The organism is Nocardia salmonicida NBRC 13393 (assembly GCF_001613085.1).
In the GTDB taxonomy this organism is placed as follows: domain Bacteria; phylum Actinomycetota; class Actinomycetes; order Mycobacteriales; family Mycobacteriaceae; genus Nocardia; species Nocardia salmonicida.
Window position 1 is genome coordinate 219,233 of sequence record NZ_BDBR01000005.1, and the last position, 24,740, is coordinate 243,972.

The 24,740-nt window shown below is 67.4% G+C and carries 21 protein-coding genes and 5 tRNA genes; 15 read left to right on the forward strand and 11 right to left on the reverse strand.

What is annotated here, in order from left to right; all coding sequences use genetic code 11:
* Positions 1-135 precede the first annotated feature (135 nt).
* Positions 136-2,553, forward strand: a complete 2,418-nt coding sequence (locus NS1_RS06615) for a glycerol-3-phosphate 1-O-acyltransferase (RefSeq protein ID WP_062982604.1) — start codon at positions 136-138, stop codon at positions 2,551-2,553.
* Positions 2,553-3,962, forward strand: a complete 1,410-nt coding sequence (locus NS1_RS06620) for an HAD-IB family hydrolase (RefSeq protein WP_062982605.1) — start codon at positions 2,553-2,555, stop codon at positions 3,960-3,962. Before NS1_RS06615 ends, NS1_RS06620 begins: the two co-directional genes overlap by 1 nt.
* Before the next feature lie 34 nt (positions 3,963-3,996).
* Here the strand turns inward: NS1_RS06620 and NS1_RS06625 are convergent, their stop codons facing one another.
* From NS1_RS06625 to NS1_RS06635, 3 genes are all read right to left on the reverse strand, one after another.
* Positions 3,997-5,193 (reverse strand): Dyp-type peroxidase, encoded by a 1,197-nt coding sequence (locus NS1_RS06625; protein ID WP_062982606.1) that lies wholly within the window; start codon positions 5,191-5,193, stop codon positions 3,997-3,999.
* Positions 5,186-5,734 (reverse strand): copper chaperone PCu(A)C, encoded by a 549-nt coding sequence (locus NS1_RS06630; RefSeq protein ID WP_062982608.1) that lies wholly within the window; start codon positions 5,732-5,734, stop codon positions 5,186-5,188. The genes NS1_RS06625 and NS1_RS06630 overlap by 8 nt, the downstream gene beginning before the upstream one ends.
* Before the next feature lie 95 nt (positions 5,735-5,829).
* Positions 5,830-6,378, reverse strand: a complete 549-nt coding sequence (locus NS1_RS06635; RefSeq protein WP_063816086.1) for a hypothetical protein — start codon at positions 6,376-6,378, stop codon at positions 5,830-5,832.
* 154 nt (positions 6,379-6,532) lie between these two features.
* Between NS1_RS06635 and NS1_RS06640 the strand changes: the two genes are divergently transcribed.
* A complete protein-coding gene (locus NS1_RS06640) occupies positions 6,533-6,967 on the forward strand; it encodes a DUF6069 family protein (RefSeq protein WP_056819313.1) in 435 nt (144 codons plus the stop codon).
* A 59-nt stretch (positions 6,968-7,026) separates the two neighbouring features.
* Here the strand turns inward: NS1_RS06640 and NS1_RS06645 are convergent, their stop codons facing one another.
* Both NS1_RS06645 and NS1_RS06650 read right to left on the reverse strand, forming a co-directional pair.
* Positions 7,027-7,746, reverse strand: a complete 720-nt coding sequence (locus NS1_RS06645) for a polyprenol monophosphomannose synthase (protein ID WP_228536832.1) — start codon at positions 7,744-7,746, stop codon at positions 7,027-7,029.
* 123 nt (positions 7,747-7,869) lie between these two features.
* Positions 7,870-8,556: a GAP family protein gene (locus tag NS1_RS06650; protein WP_062982611.1), complete on the reverse strand. Its 687-nt coding sequence runs from the start codon at positions 8,554-8,556 to the stop codon at positions 7,870-7,872.
* A gap of 211 nt (positions 8,557-8,767) precedes the next feature.
* On the opposite strand from NS1_RS06650, the gene NS1_RS39895 reads away from it, so the two are divergent.
* Genes NS1_RS39895 through NS1_RS06665 form a run of 3 tightly spaced genes read left to right on the forward strand, consistent with a single transcriptional unit; the run spans position 8,768 to position 11,415 of the window.
* Positions 8,768-9,085 carry a hypothetical protein gene (locus tag NS1_RS39895; RefSeq protein WP_131816668.1) on the forward strand — a complete coding sequence of 106 codons (318 nt, stop codon included), beginning with the start codon at positions 8,768-8,770 and terminating at the stop codon, positions 9,083-9,085.
* Positions 9,085-10,380: a hypothetical protein gene (locus NS1_RS06660; protein ID WP_062982615.1), complete on the forward strand. Its 1,296-nt coding sequence runs from the start codon at positions 9,085-9,087 to the stop codon at positions 10,378-10,380. The genes NS1_RS39895 and NS1_RS06660 overlap by 1 nt, the downstream gene beginning before the upstream one ends.
* Before the next feature lie 9 nt (positions 10,381-10,389).
* The gene (locus NS1_RS06665) at positions 10,390-11,415 is read left to right on the forward strand and encodes a DUF8176 domain-containing protein (protein WP_062982617.1); all 1,026 of its coding nucleotides are present in this window, start codon (positions 10,390-10,392) and stop codon (positions 11,413-11,415) included.
* A 58-nt stretch (positions 11,416-11,473) separates the two neighbouring features.
* On the opposite strand, the gene NS1_RS06670 is transcribed toward NS1_RS06665, so the two are convergent.
* Positions 11,474-11,550 (reverse strand) — tRNA-Asp (locus tag NS1_RS06670).
* Positions 11,551-11,737: 187 nt separating this feature from the next.
* On the opposite strand from NS1_RS06670, the gene NS1_RS06675 reads away from it, so the two are divergent.
* The 5 genes from NS1_RS06675 to NS1_RS06695 all read left to right on the forward strand — a co-directional run bounded on the left by NS1_RS06675 (position 11,738) and on the right by NS1_RS06695 (position 18,860).
* A complete protein-coding gene (locus NS1_RS06675; protein ID WP_062982619.1) occupies positions 11,738-14,953 on the forward strand; it encodes an acetyl-CoA carboxylase family protein in 3,216 nt (1,071 codons plus the stop codon).
* 128 nt (positions 14,954-15,081) lie between these two features.
* Positions 15,082-15,903 (forward strand): SDR family oxidoreductase, encoded by an 822-nt coding sequence (locus NS1_RS06680; protein WP_062982620.1) that lies wholly within the window; start codon positions 15,082-15,084, stop codon positions 15,901-15,903.
* Between the two features lie 15 nt (positions 15,904-15,918).
* A complete protein-coding gene (locus tag NS1_RS06685; protein ID WP_062982622.1) occupies positions 15,919-17,133 on the forward strand; it encodes an acyl-CoA dehydrogenase family protein in 1,215 nt (404 codons plus the stop codon).
* Positions 17,134-17,165: 32 nt separating this feature from the next.
* Positions 17,166-18,149, forward strand: a complete 984-nt coding sequence (locus tag NS1_RS06690; protein ID WP_062982623.1) for an NADPH:quinone oxidoreductase family protein — start codon at positions 17,166-17,168, stop codon at positions 18,147-18,149.
* Positions 18,150-18,170: 21 nt separating this feature from the next.
* Positions 18,171-18,860: a TetR/AcrR family transcriptional regulator gene (locus NS1_RS06695; protein WP_062982625.1), complete on the forward strand. Its 690-nt coding sequence runs from the start codon at positions 18,171-18,173 to the stop codon at positions 18,858-18,860.
* 65 nt (positions 18,861-18,925) lie between these two features.
* Here NS1_RS06695 and NS1_RS06700 read toward each other — a convergent pair.
* From NS1_RS06700 to NS1_RS06715, 4 genes are all read right to left on the reverse strand, one after another.
* Positions 18,926-18,999: transfer RNA gene (locus NS1_RS06700), tRNA-Phe, on the reverse strand.
* Between the two features lie 30 nt (positions 19,000-19,029).
* Positions 19,030-19,103: transfer RNA gene (locus NS1_RS06705), tRNA-Asp, on the reverse strand.
* Between the two features lie 40 nt (positions 19,104-19,143).
* Positions 19,144-19,216: transfer RNA gene (locus NS1_RS06710), tRNA-Glu, on the reverse strand.
* 91 nt (positions 19,217-19,307) lie between these two features.
* Positions 19,308-19,979, reverse strand: a complete 672-nt coding sequence (locus NS1_RS06715) for a TetR family transcriptional regulator (protein ID WP_062982626.1) — start codon at positions 19,977-19,979, stop codon at positions 19,308-19,310.
* Positions 19,980-20,709: 730 nt separating this feature from the next.
* Here NS1_RS06715 and NS1_RS06720 point away from each other — a divergent pair.
* The 3 genes from NS1_RS06720 (at position 20,710) to NS1_RS06730 (ending at position 22,698) form a co-directional block, all read left to right on the forward strand.
* Positions 20,710-20,785: transfer RNA gene (locus NS1_RS06720), tRNA-Lys, on the forward strand.
* Between the two features lie 138 nt (positions 20,786-20,923).
* Positions 20,924-21,511 (forward strand): DUF937 domain-containing protein, encoded by a 588-nt coding sequence (locus NS1_RS06725; protein WP_062982628.1) that lies wholly within the window; start codon positions 20,924-20,926, stop codon positions 21,509-21,511.
* Between the two features lie 230 nt (positions 21,512-21,741).
* Complete coding sequence (locus NS1_RS06730) at positions 21,742-22,698, forward strand: acyl-ACP desaturase (protein ID WP_056818704.1); 957 nt, start codon at positions 21,742-21,744, stop codon at positions 22,696-22,698.
* A gap of 62 nt (positions 22,699-22,760) precedes the next feature.
* On the opposite strand, the gene NS1_RS06735 is transcribed toward NS1_RS06730, so the two are convergent.
* Entirely contained in the window at positions 22,761-23,342 is a 582-nt protein-coding gene (locus tag NS1_RS06735; protein WP_062982630.1) for a hypothetical protein, read from the reverse strand.
* Between the two features lie 203 nt (positions 23,343-23,545).
* On the opposite strand from NS1_RS06735, the gene dusB reads away from it, so the two are divergent.
* A complete protein-coding gene (dusB, locus tag NS1_RS06740) occupies positions 23,546-24,700 on the forward strand; it encodes a tRNA dihydrouridine synthase DusB (protein ID WP_062982632.1) in 1,155 nt (384 codons plus the stop codon).
* The last annotated feature ends 40 nt before the right edge of the window (positions 24,701-24,740 follow it).

The following is a 24,740-nucleotide window of genomic DNA, read 5'->3' on the forward strand; positions in this document are numbered from 1 at the left end:
GCCACTGCCGCTCCACGCCGAGCAAACCTCCAGCACTGTAGCCCGCGCCCGACATCGGCCGCTCCGCACACGCCGCGCAACGCGCTGTAGCCCAAGTTCGATGCGCCGAACCAGATCTGCGGCTTGAATGGAGTAATGATCGACAAAGGTGGGCGGCGCGGCCCGCAGGCAGACTCGGTGGTCGCCCTGGTCGACGCGGCCTCCGCCGTCGAACGCGAAGTGATCGGCGACTGGATAGCCCAGGGTGGTCTCGACAGGGAGATCGACTCCACAGCCCCGGTGACCCAGCTCGACCTCGACGCGAAGGCCATCACCAAACGCCTCGTCGGCAGGCAGGACGACCCGCTGGTCGTGCCGGTCCGGGTGCTGTGGCTGCCGCCCGAACGCGACGGTGTGCGCCGGGTGACCTTCGCCGACCTGGTGATGCTCACCAACCCGCGCAAACCCAACCGGCTCGTCCAGCGCAGGCTGCTGCGCACCGAACCGGACCGCCACCGCGTGCTCGTCGGCGCGCCCGCCCGGCTCAGCGCGCTGCGCACCAACAACCCCGAGGCCGCGGCGCTGCTGCGCGCGGGCTCGGCCGATCCGTTCGCGCGCGCGGTGGTGCGCGCCGCGGTGGTGGCGCTCGAACGCGCCGAACGCACCGTCATCGGCGATCGGTACAAGGTGCCCCAGCTGGTAGCCGAGGAGATCCTCGACTCCCCGGAATTCCAGCGCAAGCTCGACTACATCGCCGACGAGATCGGCTCCGAACCCGACCAGGTGTACCGCAACGCGGAGAAGGCGCTGCGCGAGCTGGTCGCCGCGCAGAGCAGGCTGGTCTCGGACCTGTTCACCCAGGCGATGCGACCGGTGCACGCCTCGACATGGAAGGTCGACACCGATCTGCGCGGCCTCGACGCCTTGCGCAAGCTCAACCGCAAGCACCCGCTGGTTTTCCTGCCCTCGCACCGCTCCTATGTCGACGCGTTCGTGCTCGGCGATGTGCTGGCGCGCAATGATTTTCCGCCCAACCACGTGATCGGCGGCGCGAACCTCAACTTCTGGCCGATGGGTCCGATCGCGCGGCGCACCGGAACGGTGTTCATCCGGCGCAGCTTCGGCGACGACGAGGTCTACAAGGCGGTCGTCGAGGAGTACTTCGCCTACCTGCTGGCCAAGCGCTTCAATATGGAGTGGTACTTCGAGGGCGGGCGCACCAGGACGGGCAAGCTGCGCCCACCGCGCTACGGCCTGCTCAATTACCTTGCCGCCGCGGTGCGTTCACGTCGCGTCGACGATGTGATGCTCGTGCCGGTCTCGATCACCTACGAGCGACTCAACGAGCTCGGCGCGATCGCCATCGAACAGGCGGGCGGCAAGAAGAAGGCCGAGGGAATCGGCTGGCTGGCCAGATATGTGCGCAGTCAGCAGCATTCGGCCGGACGCGTGTATGTGCGCTTCGGCGAAGCCATTTCGGCCCGCGAGCGACTGGGGGTGCACGGCGATCCACTCGATCAGCGGCCGGTGACCATCCCGCTGCGCGACACCGAGACCGGTTCGGCCACCGTTCCCGACGAGAAGACGCTGGCCGACGCCGAGCACAAAGCGGTGCAGCGCTTGGCTTTCGACGTCGCGGTCGGGATCAACGAGGTCACCCCGATCACGGTCAACGCGCTGGTCACCCTTGCCCTGCTCGGCGTGCACGAACGAGCGCTCACGCTCGGCCAGGTGCGTACGGTGCTCGACCCGGTGCTCGGCTATATCGTCGGCCGCAAACTGCCCAGCGGCGAACTCACCACGCTGCGCGACGAACAGGGCCTGCGGGTGGTGCTCGAACAGCTCGCACTGGCGGGCGTGGTCACCGTGTATCGCGGCGGGCTGGAACCGGTGTACGCGATCGAACCCGGCGCGCACCTCGAGGCGGCGTTCTACCGCAACAGCGCGGTGCACTGGTTCGTCAACCGCGCCATCCTCGAACTCGCCGCCCTCACCGCGGTGGAGCAGCCGGATGACGACCCGCTGCGGGCGGCGTGGAAAGCGGCGTTCGCGCTGCGCGATCTGCTCAAGTTCGAATTCTTCTTCCCGGAGCGGAAGGAGTTCGCCGACCAGATCATCGAGGAGGTGCGCATCATCGTGCCCGAATGGGACGAGCACACCCCCGACGATCGACTGGATCGCCAATTCCTCGGCGCTGTCACCGAATCCGGGTTCGTGATGGCCCATCGGGTGCTGCGTTCGTTCTTCGACGCACAGTTGGTTGTCGCCGAGCGACTGGTGGCCCGACCCGCCGACGCGACGATCGATCGCAAGGAATTCATCGACGAGTGCGTGGCGGTGGGCAAGCAGATGCTGTTGCAGCAGCGGTTGCACAGCCCGGAATCGGTATCGTCGGAACTGTTCACCAGCGCCTGGAAACTGGCCGACAACCACGGCCTCATCGCACCCGCGGCCGAGGGCGCCGAAGCCGAATTGATCGAGAAGCGCCAGGAATTCGCCGATCAGCTGCGCGATCTGGGTGACCGGATCGCGCGGGCGGCCTCGCTCGATCCGTCGAACAGGAACACGAACTGATGAGCACACTCGCCGACGCCGTGGCCGCGATCCGTTCGGGTCCGCAAGGTTCGCGGATCGCCGCGGTGTTCGATTTCGGCGGCACCGTTGTCGACGGTCTGCCGCGACGTGGACTGGCGGGCAAGGTGTTCCGGCGCGGTGAGGATCGCCTGGCCACCCTGCTCGGCGGTATCCAGCGCGGCGGCGACGACGGTGACTACGGACGATTCCTGCAAGCCGTCGAACGGACATGGGCGGGCGCGTCGGAGACCGAGCTGGACCAGCTCGGCCGCAAGGCTTTCAGCAAGGAGATCTACGGGCGGCTGTTCCCCGAGGCGTGGCACCTCGTGCGCGCCCACCAATTGGCCGGTCACACAGTGATATTGGTCAGCGAGCTCACGCGATTCCAGGTGCGTCCCGTCGCCGAGCGGCTCGGCATCGACAACGTGCTGTGCACCGAACTCGCCGTCGAGGACGGCGTACTGACCGGCCGACCGGCGGGCGCGCCGCTGTGGCGTACCGGAAAGTCCACGGCAGTAACCCAATTCGCGCCGGATCTTGAGATCGGCTACGCCTACGCCGACAGCGTGACCGACCTGCCACTGCTGGAACTCGCCCAGCGACCGACCGTGATCGACCCCGACCCGGCCCTCGCCGCGATCGCCGCTGACAACGGCTGGCCCACCCTGACCTTCCGCCTGCGTCGAGCCCCGCGCCCCCTCGACTACCTACGCACCATCGTCGGATTCGCTGGACTCATCGGCGGCGCGCTGGTCGGCGTCCTTCGCAAGTCCTACACCGGCAAGCGGCAGACGATGGCCGACGCACTCATGCACGACGCCACCACGGCGACCCTGCGCGCCATCGACGTCCAACTGCGCGTGGTCGGAGCCGAGAACGCCCGCGCGCCGCGCCCCGCGGTATTCCTTTTCAACCACCAGAGCCAGTTCGACGTGATCATCGTCCCGAAGGTCCTCGACGGCGCGGTCACCGGCATCGGCAAGAAGGAGCTGCGCAATCATCCGCTGTTCGGTCCGCTGATGCGGTTCGTCGGCGTCACCTTCATCGACCGAACCGACACCGAGCGCGCGAAAGCATCACTCGCCCCGGTGGTTTCGACCTTGCGAGACGGACTCTCCATCGCCGTCGCGCCCGAGGGAACTCGCTCGTTCACTCCGGGCGTCGGGCCCTTCAAGAAGGGCGCGTTCCATATCGCCATCCAGGCGGGCGTGCCGGTGATCCCGGTGGTGGTCCGCAACGCGGGCGAAATCGCCTGGCGGGATTCGCCTATCGCCCGCGCCGGCATCGTCGATGTGGCGGTGCTGGCGCCGATCGATGTCTCCGGCTGGGACCCCGCCGACATGGACGCCGAGGTGGAAGGCGTCCGGCAGCTGTTCGAGAACACGCTGCTGGACTGGCCACGAGCCTGAACCGGCCGGGCGCGAGGTGCGCCCGGCCGCAGGCTCAGCTCTCGAACAGCTGCTGCCCGAGATAGTGCCCCGGTCCGGGGACACCTGGCGGGATCACGAACACGGCCGACCCGATGGGCGTGGTCCATTCGTTCAGCGCGTCGAATTCCGCCAGCCGCGCCTGCACCGGCAGGAACTGACGGTCGACATCGCGCTGATAGGCCACGAACAGCAGGCCCGAGTTCGACACCTGCCCCGGCGCCGGGTTCTCGTCGTAGTTGAACCCGCGGCGCAGGAACCGTTCACCGTCGTGGGTGTGTCTGGCCCGCGCCACATGCGACGACGGCGGAATGACCGGGATGCCGTGGCGGTCCACCGCGGCGAGATCGGGCTCGTCGTGTTCGGCGATACCGGTCAGCGGCGCACCGTTGGCGACCCGGCGGCCGACGGTCAGTTCACGACCGTCGGCGTCGAGTTCGTCCCAGGTGTCGAGGTCCATGGCGATCCGGCGCAGCACCAGGGAGGTGCCGCCGGCCAGCCACGGCGTCGACGCGCCGTCGTCCCAGACCAGTCGGTCGAAGTCGACCGTGCGCGGAGCGATGTTGACGGTGCCGTCGACCTGCCCCATGAGGTTGCGCATCGTCTGGCCGTTCGGCGCGTCCCGGAATCCGCGCTGCACCCACCGCACCGTCACCAGCGATTTCACGTGCTTGGACAGCACCCGCACCGCGTGCGCGACCGTCGTCGCCTCCTCGGCGCAGACCTGGAGGACCAGGTCGGCGCCGGTGTAGGCGGGGTCGAGACGGTCGATGGGAAACGACGGGAGCTGGCGCAGCCACTCCGGTCTCCGCTCGGTGACCCCCGCGACGGTGAACAGGTCGGGTCCGAAGCCGACGGTGATCGTGAGACGGGCCGGTCTGGCGGCCAGCTCCGGTTCGGTGTCGGCGAGCGCGGGCATGCCCATGGTCAGGCGCGCCGCGTCGTCGGTCCAGATACGGAGCAGCCCGATCACGTCCTCGCGACCGACGCCGGGCGCCAGGTCGAAGCCCGCGAAGGCCACGTGACCGGGTGGCATCGTCTCCACGCCCGCCTGATGAGCGCCGTAGAACGCGACGATGTCGAGCGCCTCGTCCCGAACGGCCTCCGGGCGCACCAGCTCGGCCGTACCCCAGGCGATTCCAGCCGCGCCCGCCACCGCGGCTCCCCCGCCGAGCAACCGTCGGCGCGAGAGTCCGGGCCGCGAATCAGCCACCGTGCATCGGGTTGTCGGTGCCCGGCGTGTAGTTCTCCTTGCCGCCGGCGAAATCACGCACCTGTGCGGTGACGACGGTGCTAGAGCCGTCGGCGAAGGTCAGCGTGAGCGAGGTTTCTGAGCCGGTCCGCAGCGGCTGCTTCAGGTCCATGAACATCAGGTGCTCGGCGCCCGGCTTCAACGTCACCTCGCCGTGCGCCGGGACGGTGATGCCACCGGCTTTCGGGCGCATGGTCTTCGCGCCGGTGCTGTCGGGCACCACCTCGTGGATCTCGACCCGCTCCGAGGCCGGGCTGGTGGCGGCTACCAGTGTCATCGGGGCATCACCGGCATTGCGCAGGGTGCCGAAGGCGGCCGACATTCCGGACTCGGCGGCCTTGATCCACTGGTCGCTCATGGTGATCCGGTCCGCCATCGCCACGGACGAGGGCGGGGCAGGCTCGGAATCCGAGCAGGCGGTGGCGAACACGGCGAGAACGGCACAGGCGGCGGTAGCGCCGACACGGCGGGCACGCAGGTGGACATGCGGAAAGACGGACATGGGAGAACTCCGATCATCGGGGTGAGGTGTGCCCCGGACCGGCCTGTCCGCACGGCGAATCATTCACCGGGACGGCGGAATTCGTCGGCGTTGTCCTAAGCCGGAACGGGGTTGGATTCGGTCGCGCCCGCCCAGGGCGGACCACGCAGCCCGATGTCCGGTCGTAGGAGGAGCTGCCGTAGCACCGCACGCTCGTCGGCGACGGGTAGCCGGACCGGGCGGTCGGGCGGGCACGTGACCCCGGCCAGCACGAGGACCAGCTGCCGCACGCTGGTGATCGCCCGGCGCACACCGACCTCGGCGGCGCGGATCGCGAGGGCGCCGACGGGGATCGCCACCAGGTGAGCGAGCACCATCGCGCCTGAAATGGTGTGGTGCTGGAAATGTCCCAACGACAGCGCGGTGTGCCCGACGCACTGGCCGACAGCCAGTACCACCATGGTCGACATCGCGCTGTTTCCTCGCGGCAGCGCGGTGACGACGACACCGATCAGGGCGCACGCGGCGAACAACAGCGCGAGAGCGGATCCGCCGGGAACGGCGGTAGCACCACCGAGTCCGTGCGCCAGAATCGCGACGGCGCCGGACGCGGAACCCACTGCCGCGCCGCGTAAGCGCGCGGTGTGATCCGTCGGAGAGCCCACGCCGCCATGCTACGACCTTCTGTCGTAGGTACCGGGCTCAGGGCCTGTGACCAGGGTCTCGACGATGCGGCGCAATCCCATTCGACCGAATGGCTTGACATAAACAATGGTTCAGGTTTAATGCTTGTCTCACCACCGAATGAGGGAGAACATCATGAGCACCGTCACCGCCCCCACCACCTACACCGTCCCCGCGCTGAACCGGCCCGTCGCCGTGCTGGGCGCCGCTGCCGTCGCCGTGGTGCTGAATCTGATCGTCTGGGCCATCGGCGCCGCCGCGGGCGGGTCGTTCACCACGATCGCCGACGGCAAGGTCACCGATGCCGCGCCCGGCGGGGTGATCTTGATGTCGGCCGTACCGGTCCTGATCGGCCTGACCGTCGCCGTGCTGGTGTCCTACCTGTGGACCGGGGTGCTGCGGACGGCCGCCGTGGTCGGGTCGGCGCTGTCGATCGCGACCATCGGACTGACCGTGGCCGCCGACTTCGACACCGCCTCCACCATCGCCCTGTCGGTGATGCACGTGGTGCTGGTGCCGGTCATGGTGATCGCCCTGGAAGGCGTGCGTCGCGGCATCACTGCGAAGTGACCCGAACAACAGCGAAGGCCCCGCCGAAACCATCGGCGGGGCCTTTCGCGTATCGAGTTCTAGACCGAGCGGCCGAACAGCAGCTTCCACGGCATGAGCGCCGACTCGAGCTGCACCTTCAGGCTCATCTTCGACGCACCGACGGTGCGCTCCTCGAAGCGGATCGGCACCTCGGCGATCGTGTAGCCCTTCTTGATCGCGCGGTAGTTCATCTCGACCTGGAACGAGTAGCCGTTGCTGCGGATCGAAGCCACGTCGATCGCGCGCAGGGTGTCGGCCTTCCAGGCCTTGAAACCGGCGGTCGCGTCCTTCACGCCGAGGCGCAGAATCAGGTTCACGTAGAAGTTCGCCCAGGCCGACAGGGCCTTGCGGTACCACTTCCACTCCGCGGCGGTCGAACCACCCGGCACGTAGCGCGACCCCAGCGCTACGCCGACATCGTCGGAGCTCAGCTTCTCGAGCATCGACGGGATCACCTCGGCGGGATGCGACAGATCGGCGTCCATCTGGATCACCACATCGGCACCCTCGTCGAGCGCCGCGGTGATGCCCGCGATGTAGGCGCGGCCGAGGCCGTCCTTCTCGGTGCGATGCAGCACGCTCACCACATTCGGCAGCTCGGCCGCCAGTTTGTCGGCGACGTCACCCGTGCCGTCGGGTGAATTATCGTCGACCACCAGCACGTGCAGATCGGACACCGGCAGAGCCGTCAGCCGCTCCACCGCCACCGGCAGATTTTCCCGCTCGTTGTAGGTCGGCACAACAACGGTAACCCTCAAGGGTCGCCCTCCCTGCTCACCTGGATAGCCCCGCGGCCCAGGATGCGGGCACGGGGCATGTCATCGATTCGTTATGACGGTACTCGATGGTCCTGACGCTTTCCTGAGTGGCCGTGCGGGCGCTCACCACAGTCGGCCCGCGTGGACCAGTGCGTCGATGATCAGTCCGACGCCGAACACGACGAAAAGCACCCTGATGGCCGGCGGCCCGAAACGGGTGATGCCCCGCACGAGCAGGCGGTAGACCCGCCGTGCGCGCGGCGTTCGCCGCATGGCCAGAGCCAGCACGACCAGTGGCAGGACCAGGGCGACCGCGCAGTAGGCCGCGACGATCACCGGCCACGCCACCGGCAGCGGGCGCTGCGCGGACAGCACCGCGAGGGCCGCGAGATAGGGCACCGAGGTGGGCACCTTCGCCAGACCCAGCGTGAACCCGATCACCCCGAGCAGCCACGGATATCTGCGCACCGGCTCGATCCAGCGGCCGCCGGTGGACGTGGTGGTGTCGACCGGAAGCGCGGCGACCACGATCAGCACCAGGCCGATCACCAACTCACCCCAGTAGCGCAGGGCGGGGGTCAGCTCGAAGTCGAACAGCCGAACCAGGAAGTCGATGCCGAGCACGGTGCACACGCCGAAGGCCACCGAGACCGCGAAGACGCCGCCGAGGAAACTGAGCACCCCCGTCATCGGCGAACGCCGGGTCAGCCTGGCGTCGGCGACCACGGCCGTGGTGATCGCCACCAGCAGCACGTCGAGCGCATCGAGCAGAGCGAACCCGAACAGGGCGAACAGTCGATACCCATCCATGTCGTTGCCGACCCTACTCGCCGGTCATGTTCGATCACCGACCCGTCAGTCACACCAGCACCACACCGGCTGCACGGTGAAAGTCCTTGACCTGCGTAGTCTCGAGATCGATCCGTCCATCTGGACGGGACCCTCCCGCAAACGGCGCTCGGTGGTTACGCTTTTGAGCACCGGCCGTGCCGGGATCCGCGATCGTGAAGGGGCAGACATCGTGGCAGAAATGTCTTTCGACCCGTCAGCGCTCGACGCTTATCAGCGTGCGGCAGCTCGGGTTTCCGAACTTCTTGGCACAGCGGCCGATGATACGACGACCGCGGCCGGGGTCGATCTGTCCGGGCTCGGCGTGCTCGGGCGTGAATTCGCCGCCGCCTGGACACAGGCAGCGGGCGAACACGCTTCGACGCTGAGTACCGCGGGCAACCTGGTCACCGCCTATCAGGGCATTCTGAATCGCTTCGGCGACAGCGTGACCGGGATCGACACCGGGCTGGCGGGCGATCTGCGCGCGGTCGAGAGCGAGGTGGCGTGATGCGTACCAAGTCGCTGGCCACCGAAACCACGTTGAGCACGATCACCCCCGCCGAGGCCGAGGCGAAGATCGCGCCGGTGATCGCACTGCTCGAAGTGCCGTTGCTCGAGTTGCGTAGATCGTTGGGCAGTAATACTTCCCCCGATCCCGATGCCTCGGTGGTCGCCGCGCTGACGTCGGCCTCCGCCGCGACGACAGCTACCGAGGACCCGCATCGGCTGGGGCTGTACGCCCTCGAGTCGACCGAGACCGCCGCTCCCGCCACACCCGCGCTGCGGCAGACCGCGACCGAGGTCTCGGCCGCGGCCGATCGTGGGACCCGATTGAGTTCCCTGCTCGGGCAGGCCCATTCGACGCAGTCGACGGCGGCCGCGAAGGTCGACGCGATCATCGCCGACTTCCGGGCCAAGGCGAAGAAGGCCGCGCCCGCGGTGAACGGCAACAACCTCGACGCCATCGTCGAACTCGCCGAAGAGGCCATCTCCGAAGCGGTCGGGGTGGTGGGTAATGCCAGCACCGAGATGGATCAGTACACCCGAGACACCAAGGGGCTCACCAGCGATCTCGGCGGGACCAACGGGGTGACCGTTCCCGTCGGCGCGACAGAGGTGTCGCCCGGCGTCTACGTACTCGGCACCGGTGGGTCCGATACGTCGTCCTGGGATGACAACTCGTCGTGGGATAACGAGAAAGACAACATCGATCCGGCGACAGCGGCGCAGATCGCGTTGCAGGAGGCCTTGATCGACGGCGGGGTCTCCTTGGGAACGGCGGCGATCGATGCCGGTGTCACGTTCGGTACGCATCTGATCGACAAGATCGCCGAAGTCGCGATGCACGGACTCGACAAGGGTTCCGAGCTGGCGACGACCGGAATCGACACTCTCGCCGCGAATGCCGCCGGCACCGAGGGCGCCACATCCACCACGCCCGCGGGCACCACGCCCACCGCACCGTCGACCAATGGCGGCGGGACCGGCACGAGCACCCTGTTCGGCGGATTGGGTGGCGGCACCAGCACCGGCGGCGGCGCCAACAGCGGCGGTGGCGGCGCGAACAACGACAGGGGCGCTTCGGCGAAGCCGGAAGCACCAGCGCCAGCCGCTCCGTTCCAGAGTCAGACACCGAAAGCCGAACAGCCCCAACAGGCTCCGAGTACGCCCGCGCCCGCGCAGCAGCCGATGCAAGGCGGAGTGGTGCCGCCCGGTGCTCGTCCTGCGCAGGATCAGGAGACCGAGAAACCCTCCGCCGCGCCTAAACACGGGCAACCGGGAGTCGTCCCGGCGCCGGCGTAGGACGACCGCATGGACAATCCGTTCGGTGCCTACTTCGCGTCGCCGGACGCCACGTCGCCCGGCCGCCGTCGCCCGCAGGGTAAACGGCGGCGCAGGCGACGGCGCGAGGCCGAGCCGCAGACGATCGGCACGAACCCCGAGACCTGGCCGCCGCCCGACCCGGAACCGTTCGACGACGGCCCGTTCCAGCCCGCGCCCGTCGAACCAGTGTACCGAAATCCCGATGACGACGACGGGTTCACCGGCGACTGGAACGACTGGAACGACGCCGACGTGCCGGTCCAGCCGCAGCGCGGTGACGATGTCGACTGGAACGACTGGGCCACCGCCACCGCGACCGAACAGAGCGGCGACCATGTCGAGATACCGGTATTGCCGCGCCTCAAGGACTTCGGCGGCGGCGGCCAGATCGCCCGGCGCCCCCGCAGGAACTTCGACGACGAACGCTACGACGAAAGCGGTGGCAAGGTGAAGGCCGCGGCCGCGATCAAAGGCATCATCGGGGCAGTGGTATTCGTCGTGCTTCTCGGCTTGGCCGCCACCATCTTCCTCGGCCCCGCCGACAAACCGACCACCACGGCACAGGCCGCTGTCTCCGGCACGCGGGCAACGACGTCCACCGTGGTGCCCCCGCTTCCCGCACACGCCCTGTCGGGCTGCGAATCCTTCCGCACCCCCTCGATCACCATCAGCGCCGAACGCGGCGACACCGCCAGCCCCGAGGGCGCCATCCTCGGCTTCGAATACAGCTACTACGTCGACCGCGACGCTGCGAAGGCCCGTTCCTTCGTCACCGACAACGCCCATGTGGGCAACGCGTCGGCTTTGGCCGAGGGCATCGGCTCGCTGCCCCTCGATGTGAAGTACTGCGTGCACATCACCAAAGCCGACGCCGCCGACCCCACCCTCTGGAACGTGACCATCCACCAGAAATGGCCGGGCGACGCCACCACCGAAAAGATCAACCAGGTCATGCGCACCACCGAGGTAGCGCCCGGTCGTCACCGCATCACCAGCATCGACCACCGCATCTGAGCAGGTCCTGGAACGCGAAAGTCCCCCGCACCGGAATCGGTGTGGGGGACTTTCCGCGTGGCGACCCTGACGGGACTCGAACCCGCGACCTCCGCCGTGACAGGGCGGCGCGCTAACCAACTGCGCTACAGGGCCTTGCTTCCTTGCATCGGGGAGCGATATTACCCGGTGGGCACCGCTTTCGGTAACCGAACAGGTCAGGCGGTGAATCGACCGTTGACATTGACGTCAACGTCAATAACACTTGTGACGGTGACCACAAGCCAGGCGCAGGTCACCGTGCCCTCGTCGAACCCGCCGCCACCGAATCCGAGGACATCCAGTGAAACTGCTGATCGCCAATCGCGGCGAGATCGCCCTGCGCGTCATCCGCACGGCTACCGAACTCGGCATCGACACCGTGGCGGTTTACGCCGACGACGATGCCGACAACCCCGATGTACACGCGGCGGGCGAGGCGATCGCATTGGCGGGCACCGGCGCCACGCCCTACCTCGACCACTCCGCGATCCTGGCCGCCGCCAAGGAATCCGGCGCCGACTTCATCCATCCCGGCTACGGATTCCTCAGCGAGAACGCCGCATTCGCCCGTGCCTGCGCGGCCGATGGCGTCACGTTCGTCGGGCCCGATCCCGCGGTGCTCGACCTGTTCGGTGACAAGTCCTCGGCTCGTGCGACCGCCGTGGCCGCGGACGTGCCCGTCTTGCCCGCCACCGAGGGACCGACCACCGCCGAGGAGGTTCACAGGTTCTTCGGTACGCACCCCGGCGCGATCATGATCAAGGCGCTGGCCGGGGGCGGCGGGCGTGGCATGCGGGTGGTGCGAACGGTCGAGGAGATCGACGACGCGTATCGGCAGTGCGGCGCGGAGGCGCAGCTCGGTTTCGGTAACCCCGCGGTGTTCGCCGAGCTGCTGCTCGAGAACGCCCGGCACATCGAAGTGCAGATCGTCGCCACGGGCGGCAGGGCGCTGGCGTTGGGAGACCGCGATTGCAGTGTGCAGCGCAGGCATCAGAAGCTGCTCGAAATCGCTCCCGCGCAGGGCCTTTCGGAGACACTGCGGAGAGACCTCCACCTCGCGGCAGCCCGGCTGTGCGCCCATGTCGGGTATCGCGGACTGGCGACCGTCGAATTCCTGGTCTCCGACGGCGAGTTCGTATTCCTCGAGGTCAATCCGCGAATCCAGGTGGAGCACACCGTGACCGAGGAGGTGACCGGGGTCGATCTAGTCGCCGTGCAGCTCGCGATCGCCGAGGGCGCGCACTTCGACGACTTGGGGTTGCCGCGCGGAATCGTCTCCGACGGAACGGAATCCACCGGTGATCCGGCCGTCGCGGACGGCATCGCCATCCAGGCCAGAGTGAACATGGAGACGATGGCGGCCGACGGTTCGGCGGTGCCGACCGCGGGCACGCTGACCACCTTCGCACCGCCGACCGGGCCGGGCGTGCGGGTCGACACCTTCGGCCGCTCCGGGCTGACCCCGAGCCCGCGCTACGACTCGCTGCTGGCCAAGGTGATCACCCGCACCCGCGGACAGTCCTTCCCCGCCGCCGCCCGCAAGACCGCGACAGCGCTCGCCGAGTTCACCGTCACCGGCATCGGTACGAATATCTCGTTCCTGCGAGAGATCCTCGCCGACGGCACCTTCCAATCAGGCCAGGCCGCCACCGGCTTTCTCACAGAGCGACTGACCGAACTGGTCGCGGCGGCGCAGACCGATCAGCCCGAGGTCGCGGTCACCGCGGTCGAGCTGTATCCGGGCCAGGAAGCCGTGCGCGCGCAGCTCGCGGGCACGGTGGTCGAGGTGGCGGACGAAGGCGTCGACATCGGCGCCGGTGGTCAGCTCGTGGTGCTCGAGGCGATGAAGATGCAGCACGTGCTCGCCGCACCAGATGCCGCCAGGGTCGTCCGGGTGCTCGTTCGCCCCGGCCGGGTCGTCGCGCCGGGCGATCCGCTGGTCATCATCACCCGCACCGGCGCCGACGAAACCGGCAGCGCGCACGCCGATCTCGATCCCGGCCGGGCCCGCGCCGATGTCGACGAGATTCTCGCCAGGCACCGGGTGACGCTCGACGAATCCCGCCCGGCGGCCGTGCAGAAACGGCACAGGATCGGCCGACGCACCGCACGGGAGAACATCGCCGACCTCGTCGACGCGGGCAGCTTCGTCGAGTACGGCGCACTCACCTTCGCCGCCCAACGCACCAGACGCACCGAAGAAGACCTGATCGCCAACACCCCCGCCGACGGACTGATCACCGGCCTGGCGACCATCGGCGCCGAACACTTCGACAAGGCCGAGGCGGTGGTGATCTCCTACGACTACACCGTGCTCGCGGGGACCCAGGGCAAGAACAACCACGCCAAGACCGACCGCGCCTTCGAACTGGCCGAACGCAAACGGGTTCCGGTTGTGCTGTTCGCCGAGGGCGGTGGCGGCAGGCCGGGCGACACCGACTGGACCGGCATGGGCCTCGAGGTGACGACCTTCCGCGCGCTCGGCGCCCTGCGCGGCAAGGTACCGCTGGTGACGATCGTGTCGGGCCGCTGCTTCGCGGGCAATGCCGCGCTGGCCGGCTCCTGTGACGTGATCATCGCGACGCCGGACGCCAATATCGGCATGGGCGGTCCGGCGATGATCGAGGGCGGCGGGCTCGGCGCCTACCGCCCGGAGGACATCGGCCCGATCGACGTGCAGCGACACAACGGCGTCGTCGACCTGGTGGCCCGCGACGAGGCGCACGCGGTGGCGCTGGCCAAGCAGTACCTCGGCTATTTCCAGGGCCGGGTCGAGGATTTCGACGCGCCGGACCCACGGCTGGCCCGCCATGTGGTGCCGGAGAACCGGTTACGCGCCTACGACATCCATCGCGCCATCGACGCGATCGTCGACGTCGGCTCGGTGCTCGAGCTGCGGCCGGATTACGGGGTCGGCGTCGTCACCGCGCTGGTGCGGGTGCACGGCGAACCGTTCGGCTTGATCGCCAACAGCAGCCATCACCTCGGCGGCGCCATCGACGCCGAAGCCGCCGACAAGATGGGCGATTTCCTCACGCTGTGCCAGTCGTTCGGACTGCCGATCGTCTCCCTCTGCGACACACCGGGTTTCATGGTCGGACCGGAGGCGGAGAAGACCGCGACGGTGCGCCGGTTCAGCAAGTTGTTCGTGCTCGGCGCGCAGCTGAGCGTCCCGTTCGGCACCATCATCCTGCGCAAGGGCTACGGACTCGGCGCGATGGCGATGACGGCGGGCCATTTCCGCGCGCCGAACTTCACCGTCGCCTGGCCCACCGGCGAGATCGGCCCGATGGGGTTGGAGGGCGCGGTTCGCCTCGGCTTCAGCAAAGAGCTCGCCGCCGTGGCTGATCCGGACGAGCGCGAGACCCTTTTCCAGCAGTTACTCACCCTGGCTTACCAGAAGGGCAAGGCGATCACCGCCGCCACGGGTTTCGAACTCGACGATGTCATCGACCCCGCCGACACCCGCGCGTGGATCGCGACCCTCGTCAACAGCCGGGCGCGCGCAGGATCCTGAGCAGCCGCCGACAGCTGCATGTGATTGACAATACATTCTTTGTGAACGATACTAAGCAAGCGCTCACTTACTTGAAGTTGACGTCAAGTTCTAATAGAACTGACAGACCCCCTTCGAAAGGACTTCCCGTGAGAGTTACCGACAAGGTGGCCATCGTGACCGGTGGCGGCGCGGGCATCGGCGCCGCGCTGGCGGCCGCACTCGCCGCGGCAGGCGCGAAGGTGGTGGTATCCGACATCGACGAGACCGCCGCGTTGGCTGTGTCGGAGCAGATCAATGCCGACCACCCCGGCGCCGTCGTGGGTGTCGGCGCCGACGCCGCCGACACCGAGGCGATCAGAGGTCTGATCGCGGTGGCGCGCAATCACTTCGGGCCTGTCGACCTGTACTTCGCCAATGCGGGCATCGTCGGCGCCCCCGGGCTCGACGTCACCGACGACGACTGGAGCCGCGCCCTCGAGGTGAACCTACGCGCCCATACCCGCGCCGCGCGGCTGCTGGTGCCCGAGTGGGTCGAACGCGGTGCGGGCTACTTCATCAGTACCGCTTCCGCCGCGGGGCTGCTCACCCAGATCGGCTCGGCCACCTACTCGGTGAGCAAGCACGCCGCGGTCGGGTTCGCCGAGTGGCTCAGTGTCACCTACGGCGACCAGGGTGTTCGCGTGAGTTGCCTGTGCCCGATGGGCGTCAATACGAAACTGCTCTACGCGGGCCGGGATTCGGGCGAGGAAATCGGCGCCACCGCGACCCGCGCCGTCGTCTCGGCGGGCGATGTCCTCGAACCCGCCGCAGTGGCCGACATCGTGCTCGCGGCCGTCGACGCCGAGGAATTCCTGATCCTGCCGCATCCACAGGTGCTGGACATGTACCGCCACAAAGGCGCCGATTACGACCGCTGGCTGCGCGGCATGCGCCGCTACCAGTCGTCGTTGCTGGCCGAAACCCACTGAGCGAGAGAGCAAGCCATGTCACTGTTCGATTTGAGCGATCGCGCGAAGAAGTATTCCGAGGAACTGCTCGACTTCATGGACGCCCACGTCTACCCGGCCGAGGCCGTGTACGACGTGCAGATGCGCGAATCCGGCGACCCCCATTTCCAGCCGCCCATCGTGGAAGAGCTCAAAGCCGAGGCCAAACGACGCGGACTGTGGAACCTCTTCCACCCGCACCCCGGCCGCGGCCCCGGCCTGACCAACCTCGAATACGCGCCGCTGGCCGAGATCATGGGCCGTAGCCATCTCGCGTCCGAGGCCTGCAACTGCAACGCCCCCGACACCGGCAACATGGAAGTGCTTGAGCTGTTCGGCACCGAGGAGCACAAAGAGAAGTACCTGAAGCCGCTGCTCGAGGGCACCATGGCCTCGGCCTTCGCGATGACCGAACCGCGAGTGGCCAGCTCCGATGCCACCAATATCGAACTGTCGATGGTGCGCGACGGCGAGGACTACGTGCTGAACGGCCGAAAGTGGTTCGCCACCAACGCCTTGCACAAGAACTGTCGCGTGATGATCGTGATGGGCAAGACCGATCCCACCGCGGCGCCGCACCGTCAGCAGACCATGATGGTGGTCCCGATCGACGCGCCGGGCGTCACGATCATCCGCGGGCTGCCGGTGTTCGGCTTCCAGGAACGCGAAGGCCACGCCGAGATCGACTTCGCCGACGTGCGGGTGCCCGTCACCGATGTGCTCGAGGGCGAGGGCGAGGGTTTCGCGATCAGCCAGGCCCGGCTCGGGCCGGGGCGCATCCACCACTGCATGCGCAGCATCGGCATGGCCGAGCGCGCACTGGAGATGATGTGCAAGCGCGCGCAGGCGCGGATCACCTTCGGCAAGCCGGTGGCCGAGAACGCCAATATCCAGGACTGGATCGCCGAGTCGCGCATCGACATCGAGATGATCCGGTTGCTCACGCTCAAGGCCGCCTATCTGATGGACACCGTCGGCAACAAGGCCGCGCGCACCGAGATCGCCGCGATCAAGGTGGCCGCGCCGAACATCGCGCTGAAGGTCGTGGACCGGGCCATTCAGGTGCACGGGGCAGGTGGCGTCACCGACGATTTCCCGCTCGCCGCCGCCTGGGCGCACCTGCGCACGCTCCGGCTCGCCGATGGACCCGACGAAGTGCACAAGCGTGCCATCGCACGTCAGGAACTGAACAAGTACAGGGAGCGCGACTGAGATGACCGGACTGGAACAGGAGCACTGATCACATGAAAGCCTGGCAGTTGGCCGAACTCGGCGAACCACGGGAAGTACTGCAGTTCAACGACATCGACGACCCGGTGGCGGGCGAGGGGCAGCTGCTGGTGCGCGTTCTCGCGACGCCAGCCAACTTCCCCGATGTGCTGTTGTGCCGTGGGCAATATCAGATCAAGCCACCACTGCCGTTCACCCCTGGCGTGGAACTGTGCGGCGAAGTGCTGGCGGTCGGTGCGGGTGTGGACCGGTTCGCGATCGGTGACCGGATCGTCGGCACCGCGAACCTGCCCGGCGGCGCGTTCGCCGAGCTGGCCGTCCTCGATGCCGAAAACGCTTTCCCCGCACCGGAATCCCTCGACGATGCCGAGGCGTCGGCACTGGTCATCGGCTATCAGACGAGCTGGTTCGCGCTGCACCGCCGGACTCGATTGCAGCCCGGCGAGACGCTGCTGGTGCACGCCGCGGCGGGTGGCGTCGGCAGCTCCGCGGTGCAGTTGGGCAAGGCGGCGGGGGCACAGGTGATCGGTGTCGTCGGCGGGCCCGCGAAGGCCGACTACTGCCGCGAGCTCGGCGCCGACCTCGTGATCGACCGGCACACCGAGGATTTCGTGCCGCTCGTCAAGGAGTTCACCGGTGGCCGCGGCGCCGACGTGGTCTACGACCCCGTCGGCGGCGACGCCTACGCCAAGTCCACCAAGTGCATCGCCTTCGAAGGCCGCATCCTCGTGATCGGCTTCGCCGGCGGCACCATCCCCCAGCCAGCGCTCAATCACGCGCTGATCAAGAACTATTCGATCATCGGCCTGCACTGGGGTCTCTACAAGCAGTACAACCAGCAGGCGATCCACGACTGCCATGCCGAGCTGACCCGGCTCGCCGCGGCGGGCCAGGTGAAACCGCTGATCAGCGAGCGGCTCTCGTTCGCCGACATCCCAGCCGGACTCGGCCGCCTCGGCGACGGCGATACCGTCGGCCGCGTCGTGTTCCGCCCGTGAACGCCGGTATATAACTACACCATGGAACGATCCGCGGACCCCGACAGCGAGGGCGCGCTGCCCTCGATGGCACGCACCTCGCTGTTGCGCGACCTGCCTGCCACCCAGCGCGGACTGCGTACGCGGGACGCGCTGATCGCGGCGGGCCGGAAGGTGTTCGAGCGGATGGGATATCTCGATACCCGGCTCATCGACATCACCCAGGAAGCCCACTGCTCCTCGGGCACCTTCTACACCTACTTCGCGAGCAAAGAGGAGATCTTCGCCGCGATCCTCGAGCACGCCCAGGAAGACATGATGCATCCCGGGATGCCGCATGTGACAGGCGAGGACGATCCGGCCTCGATCATCGAAGCCGCCAACCTGGCCTACTTCGAGGCCTACAAGCGCAATGCGAAGCTGATGGGCCTGCTCGAGCAGGTCGCCCAGATCGACCCCGAATTCAGCAAGCTGCGCCAGCACCGTGCCGATGCCTTCATCGGCCGCAATGCCCGCGGCATCGCCGATCTCCAGCGACGCGGCCTGGCCGACCCCGATATCGATCCGATGCTCACCTCGCGCGCCCTCTCGGGCATGGTCAGTCGGATGGCCTTCAACTACTTCGTCATCGGCGACGGCGAGTTCGACGGCACTCGGATTCCGATGGAAGAAGTTGTCCACACCCTGTCGCGCCTGTGGGCCAACGCCCTGCGGATGCCGGTCACGAGCTGACCGGCTCTCGCCGCCCACCAACGAAAAAATCCCCTCACCGTGTACTTCGGTGAGGGGATCGAAGGTGGCCAGAGCCGGGATCGAACCGGCGACCTACCGCTTTTCAGGCGGTCGCTCGTACCAACTGAGCTACCTGGCCGGAAGTACCGGATTGCTCTGGTACTACGTGCGACCCTGACGGGACTCGAACCCGCGACCTCCGCCGTGACAGGGCGGCGCGCTAACCAACTGCGCTACAGGGCCATGCATACCTGCAGTACTGCTAGACACAGTCCGAAGACTGTACCCCCTACGGGATTCGAACCCGCGCTACCGCCTTGAAAGGGCGGCGTCCTAGGCCGCTAGACGAAGGGGGCTCGTTCCGAATCTCTCCGGGGCGGCTTCAACGTTTCCGTTGGGAGCTCGCATAGCTTATGACAGGTGTGCGCAGAGTTCCAAATCGCCTGGTCAGGCGCCCAAACCGAGGTCATCCAGACGTGCTTGCTCCCGCCAGCCCTCGGTGCGGAAAGTCTGAATCCACAGCGGGGTCGCCATCGCCTCCACGATAACCTCCAGCACCTCGGCGAAGCGGGCACGCAAGTCGGCGGCGGAACCGTTGGAGATGGGGTCGACCAGATAGCGCTGTCCGGCCAGCGCCGCGGACAGGGTTCGTGTGAAGCGGTCGGGGTCGGCGTCGGCGCGCAGCTGTCCATGGTCGATGGCGCGGACCGCGAGCACGCGGGTGGCTCGGCCGACGATGCGTCCGCCGCCGTTGCCGGTGTCGCGATGGAAGTCGGGTTCGATCACGAGGCGGTACTCCGCTTGCACGATGGTGTCGTGCTCGAGGCGAAGGGCGATCTCGTCGACCATGCCGTGCAGCACATCGAGCGGACCGAGGTCGGTACGCGCCAGCCAGCGCTCCGCGCAGATCCGGTACCGCTCGACCGCGGTCTCGAGCACCGCGCGCGCCAGATCTTCCTTGGAGTCGAAGTGGAAGTACATCGCGCCCTTGGTGGCACGCGAACCTTCCAGAATGCGGTTGAGCGATGCCGCGGCATATCCACTCTTCCCGAACTCGACGGCCGCGGATTTGATTATTGCCGCGCGTGTCCGGCGCGCCCGCTCTTGCTGCCGTGCCATGCTCGAAACGCCTCCGAACCTTCTCGACGCCGACGGTCGAATACAGACCGCTGGTGCGAATTGTGGTTTTAATTCAAACTTTCGGTATGAAAGACTCGCGGTGCCTCGCACAGCGGCCCCGCCACCGGTGAGAACCGCCTCCTCCTGCGGCGACGTCTACCCCTTTGCCGTGAGTTCGCGCACCCATCGCGATCACCTCGGCCTGCAATCTGTCGATGAATTACGAAACGCCGCACCCTGCACCGGAGCCACGGAAAACGCGGCACCGGTGATTGTTTCGAAATTCACCAGGCGATCACCGTACCCGCATTCCCGAGGCGACACGCGGCGATTGGTGTACCTATCCGAACATCCGGTCCGGTTATCCACATCAGCAAACGAAGCGCAACCGGAATGGTTAGTCCGGGTACGAATTCCGTAGGCGCGCAGCCCGGTTGACCGGCTCACCGGCACCGCCGAAGTTCGCCGAACGGTCGCGAGACCGGCGCCCATCGTGGACCACTCCATCGCTCCTGCACCCCAGCTTGTCGAAAGATGTTGCGATACAACAGTATTCGATAACCATACGCAACCCGTAGCGCGAACGGTGCTGGGCACCAGGTGTTTACCGAGAATCGTCGCGAACACCCCCGCCGTTACCAGCCGCCACCAGCGGCGATCAGACGCCCGCAACGCGACCGGGGGCCACGGTTCGGCCCTTCGGCACCGCGTCCGCTAGACTCCGCTGCGCGCCCCTTTAGCTCAGTTGGTAGAGCTGGTGACTTTTAATCACTAGGTCGTAGGTTCGAGTCCTACAGGGGGCACCACCAACTATCACCGTGACCATCGTCACGTGGCGACGCGCCAAACGCAGACGCCGCCGAAACCGCCGGGTTCTTGCATCGATGCACCTAATCTGAGCGCGACCCGGGCTCCCGGGCGCCCACAACCTCAGGCGGAGTGAGATGACTTCCTTCGACGATTTGCTCTCCCAAGTACCCATCGCCCAGATCGCCGACCAACTCGGCGTCGACCAGGCGACCGCGACGACGGCCGTGCAGGCCGCGCTGCCGACGCTGCTCGGCGGCCTCCAGGTCAATGCGTCCGAGCCTCAGGGCGCGGCGTCGCTGCTCGGCGCGCTCGACAATCACGGCGGCCTCGTCGAAGGTGACGGCGCGGTCGATCTCGGGCAGGTGGACGTCGGCGACGGCGAGAAGATCGTCGACAACGTCTTCGGCGACGAGAAGAACACTGTCATCAGCGCGCTCGGTGCGGGCGGTGGGACCGGCGGCAACGATCTGATCGGCAAGCTGCTGCCGATTCTGGCTCCAATCGTGCTCGCTTACTTGGCCAAGCAGCTCACCGGTGGCGGCGCCACGGCACCGCAGCAGACGCAGGCCTCCGGTGGCGGTCTCGGCGATCTGCTCGGCGGCCTACTCGGCGGCAGCAGCAATAGCGGCGGGCTCGGCGGAATGATCGGCGACGCCCTGTCGAAGAACGCGGGCGGTGCGCTGGGCAGCGTGCTCGGCGGCCTGCTCGGCGGCAAGCGCTGAGATGTTCATCTACGTGTAGTTAACGTCGCGGGGCCCGCAGCGATAGTCCCTATGCTGCGGGTCGAACGCCTAGACTCGTCAGCAAGACCATCGGATCTACTGACGAGTTGTGGCGTTGCTCAACATCGTCGGAAAACCGCTCTGTTGCGTTTCGCATCACACCTACGGTGCCGTAAGGTATGGCCGCATCGCGACGTTCGACCGCAAGCACGACAGCGAAGGGTTTTTACATGGCAAGGGATCTGACTCAACTCGAACTGCTCACGGAGTTGGAGCCGGTTGCCGAGGAAAACGTCAACCGGCACATGTCGCTGGCCAAAGAATGGCATCCGCATGACTACGTCCCGTGGGACGAGGGCCGCAACTTCGCCGCCATGGGCGGCATCGATTGGGATCCTGAGCAGTCCAAGCTCAGTGAGGTCGCCAAGGCGGCCATGATCACCAACCTGCTCACCGAGGACAATCTGCCGTCCTACCACCGTGAGATCGCGGAGAACTTCTCCCAGGACGGCGCCTGGGGCACCTGGGTCGGTCGCTGGACCGCCGAGGAGAACCGGCACGGCATCGTGATGCGCGACTACCTGGTTGTCACCCGCGGCGTGGATCCGGTCGCCCTCGAAGAGGCGCGCATGATCCACATGACCAACGGCTTCGCCTCCCCCACCGAGGTCGACGCCGGCTTCCTGCACTCGGTCGCCTACGTGACCTTCCAGGAACTGGCCACCCGGGTGAGCCACCGCAACACCGGCAGGGTGTGCGACGACCCGATCGCCGACCGCATGCTGCAGCGCGTCGCGGCCGACGAGAACCTGCACATGATCTTCTACCGCAACCTCTGCGGCGCGGCGATGGACCTGAGCCCCGACCAGACCATCGAGGCGATCTCGCTGATCGTCGAGAACTTCCAGATGCCCGGCGCCGGGATGCCGAACTTCCGTCGCAACGGCGTGCTGATGGCCAAGCACGGCATCTACGACCTGCGTCAGCACCTCGAAGAGGTCGTGCAGCCGGTGCTCAAGAAGTGGAACGTCTTCGATCGCACCGACTTCACCGCACGCGGCGAGGCCACCCGTGAGCGCCTGGCCGGCTTCCTGGACAAGCTGGGCGAGGACGTGCTGAAGTTCGAGGAGCAGCGCGACCGGATGCTCGCTCGCGAAGCCAAGAAGCGCGAGATGGCCGTCGTCTAGGTTTCACCACGAAAGCGCCGCCCACCGGATTTCCGGTAGGCGGCGCTTCTGTCTGTCCGGGGTTACTTGATCGGGAGGGCGCCGTCGGCACTGCCGACGTCGGTGATCTTCCAGTCCTTGCCCGCGTCGACGGTGATGTTGTAGGTCACCGTATTGCGCAGGCCGTCGGGATTCTGCGCGTTGGTGGTGCTCACGTCGACGAAGGCGGCGACCTTGTAGACCTCGCCCTCCTGCGAGAGCACCTTGGCGGTGATCGGCGCCGCGGTGGAGGTCCACTTCAGCGGGATGATGATCTGCTCGAGCTTGTCGCCGGTGGCATCGAACTTGTTCGACAGTTCGGGGGAGGTACCGGCCTTGAGCTTGGCGACCCAGGCGTCGACGTCCTGATAGTTCAGGGTGGCCGAGCCGATGGAGTAGTCGAGCGCGATCTGCTCGGCCTTCGCGTTGTCGGCCGCCTGGTCCTTCATGTCGGAGATCTCCGAGCGCGCCGAGCCGAGCAGCACGCCGAGCACGAGGGCGATGATCGCGAGGACGGCGATCACGGCGCCGCCCACCAGCGACGAGACGCGCACGGCGACCGTGCCTTTGGTGGGCGTGGCAGGGGATTTCGTCAGGTCGGTGGCGCCTTCGTTGCTTTCGGCCATGGGGTCTTCTCCGATTACGTGGGGACAGCGCACCGCCGGAGGCGACGATGCCAGCAGCGTAAGGCTACTGAGGTTTCGGAACCGTTCCGGACACGGCGTAGCACGTAAACGGTGGCGGCGGGGTCGCAGTGGCGGCGATGACCCGGTGATAAGCGCTCGGACGCGAGATCGATCACATCGGGGCGGATGAGACAATCATTCGCGTGACTACCACGCTGCCCCAGGCGCCCACCGCGCTGCGGATCGGGCCCTACCCGGTCGACCCGCCGGTTGTGCTCGCGCCGATGGCGGGCATCACCAACCGCGCCTTCCGCAGGTTGTGCCGGGAGTTCGGTAGCACGACCTCGATCTACGTGTGCGAGATGATCACCGCACGCGCGGTGGTCGAGCGCAACGAGAAGACGCTGCACATGATGTCGTTCGACGACGACGAGCATCCGCGCTCGATGCAGCTCTACGGTGTGGATCCCAAGACGCTCGGCGAGGCGGTGCGGATCATCGTCGGCGAGGGCTGGGCCGATCACATCGACCTCAACCTCGGCTGCCCGGTGCGCAAGGTGACCAAGCTCGGTGGTGGTTCGGCGCTGCCGTACAAGCGCAGGCTGTTCGCCAATATCGTGCGCGAGATGGTGGCCGCGGCCGAACCGGCGGGCGTGCCGGTGACCTTCAAGTTCCGCATCGGCATCGACGACGACCACCACACCTACCTCGACACCGGCCGCATCGCCGAGGCCGAGGGCGCGGCTGCCGTGGCGCTGCACGCGCGCACCGCCGCCCAGCTGTACTCGGGCGCGGCCGACTGGTCGGCCATCGCACGGCTCAAGGAAACCGTCACTTCCATCCCGGTGCTCGGCAACGGCGACATCTTCACCGCCGACGACGCGCTGCGGATGATGAACGAGACCGGCTGCGACGGCGTGGTCGTCGGCCGCGGCTGCCTCGGTCGGCCCTGGCTCTTCGCAGAACTCAGCGCGGCCCTGCGTGGCGAGCCGATCCCGGAGGGGCCCACGCTCGGCCGCGTCGGGGAGATCCTGGTGCGCCACGCCACCCTGCTCACCGAGCACGACGGTGAGGACAAGGCCATGCGCGATATCCGCAAGCACATGGCCTGGTACCTGATGGGTTTCCCGGTCGGCTCGCAGCTGCGGCGCAGCTTCGCCACCGTGTCGAAGCTGTCGCAGATCGAGGATCTGGTCGGACAGCTCGACCCCACTGTGCCGTTCCCCACCGACGCGCTCGGCCCGCGCGGGCGGCAGGGTTCGCCGCAGACCAAGGTCGTGCTCCCCGAGGGCTGGCTCGACGACCCGGAGGACGACACCGTTCCGGCCGCGGCCGATGTGATGCACAGCGGCGGCTGATCAGGCGCCGATAACGGGTCGACATCAATTCGTAAGCCGT

What these genes read in the sequence shown, in the direction of transcription:
- NS1_RS06615 (WP_062982604.1), top strand. Translation starts at nt 136, where the DNA reads ATGATCGACAAAGGTGGGCGGCGCGGCCCGCAGGCAGACTCGGTGGTC.
- NS1_RS06620 (WP_062982605.1), top strand. Translation starts at nt 2,553, where the DNA reads ATGAGCACACTCGCCGACGCCGTGGCCGCGATCCGTTCGGGTCCGCAA.
- NS1_RS06630 (WP_062982608.1), bottom strand. Translation starts at nt 5,734, where the DNA reads ATGTCCGTCTTTCCGCATGTCCACCTGCGTGCCCGCCGTGTCGGCGCT.
- NS1_RS06640 (WP_056819313.1), top strand. Translation starts at nt 6,533, where the DNA reads ATGAGCACCGTCACCGCCCCCACCACCTACACCGTCCCCGCGCTGAAC.
- NS1_RS06650 (WP_062982611.1), bottom strand. Translation starts at nt 8,556, where the DNA reads ATGGATGGGTATCGACTGTTCGCCCTGTTCGGGTTCGCTCTGCTCGAT.
- NS1_RS06660 (WP_062982615.1), top strand. Translation starts at nt 9,085, where the DNA reads ATGCGTACCAAGTCGCTGGCCACCGAAACCACGTTGAGCACGATCACC.
- NS1_RS06665 (WP_062982617.1), top strand. Translation starts at nt 10,390, where the DNA reads ATGGACAATCCGTTCGGTGCCTACTTCGCGTCGCCGGACGCCACGTCG.
- NS1_RS06685 (WP_062982622.1), top strand. Translation starts at nt 15,919, where the DNA reads ATGTCACTGTTCGATTTGAGCGATCGCGCGAAGAAGTATTCCGAGGAA.
- NS1_RS06690 (WP_062982623.1), top strand. Translation starts at nt 17,166, where the DNA reads ATGAAAGCCTGGCAGTTGGCCGAACTCGGCGAACCACGGGAAGTACTG.
- NS1_RS06695 (WP_062982625.1), top strand. Translation starts at nt 18,171, where the DNA reads ATGGAACGATCCGCGGACCCCGACAGCGAGGGCGCGCTGCCCTCGATG.
- NS1_RS06715 (WP_062982626.1), bottom strand. Translation starts at nt 19,979, where the DNA reads ATGGCACGGCAGCAAGAGCGGGCGCGCCGGACACGCGCGGCAATAATC.
- NS1_RS06725 (WP_062982628.1), top strand. Translation starts at nt 20,924, where the DNA reads ATGACTTCCTTCGACGATTTGCTCTCCCAAGTACCCATCGCCCAGATC.
- NS1_RS06730 (WP_056818704.1), top strand. Translation starts at nt 21,742, where the DNA reads ATGGCAAGGGATCTGACTCAACTCGAACTGCTCACGGAGTTGGAGCCG.
- NS1_RS06735 (WP_062982630.1), bottom strand. Translation starts at nt 23,342, where the DNA reads ATGGCCGAAAGCAACGAAGGCGCCACCGACCTGACGAAATCCCCTGCC.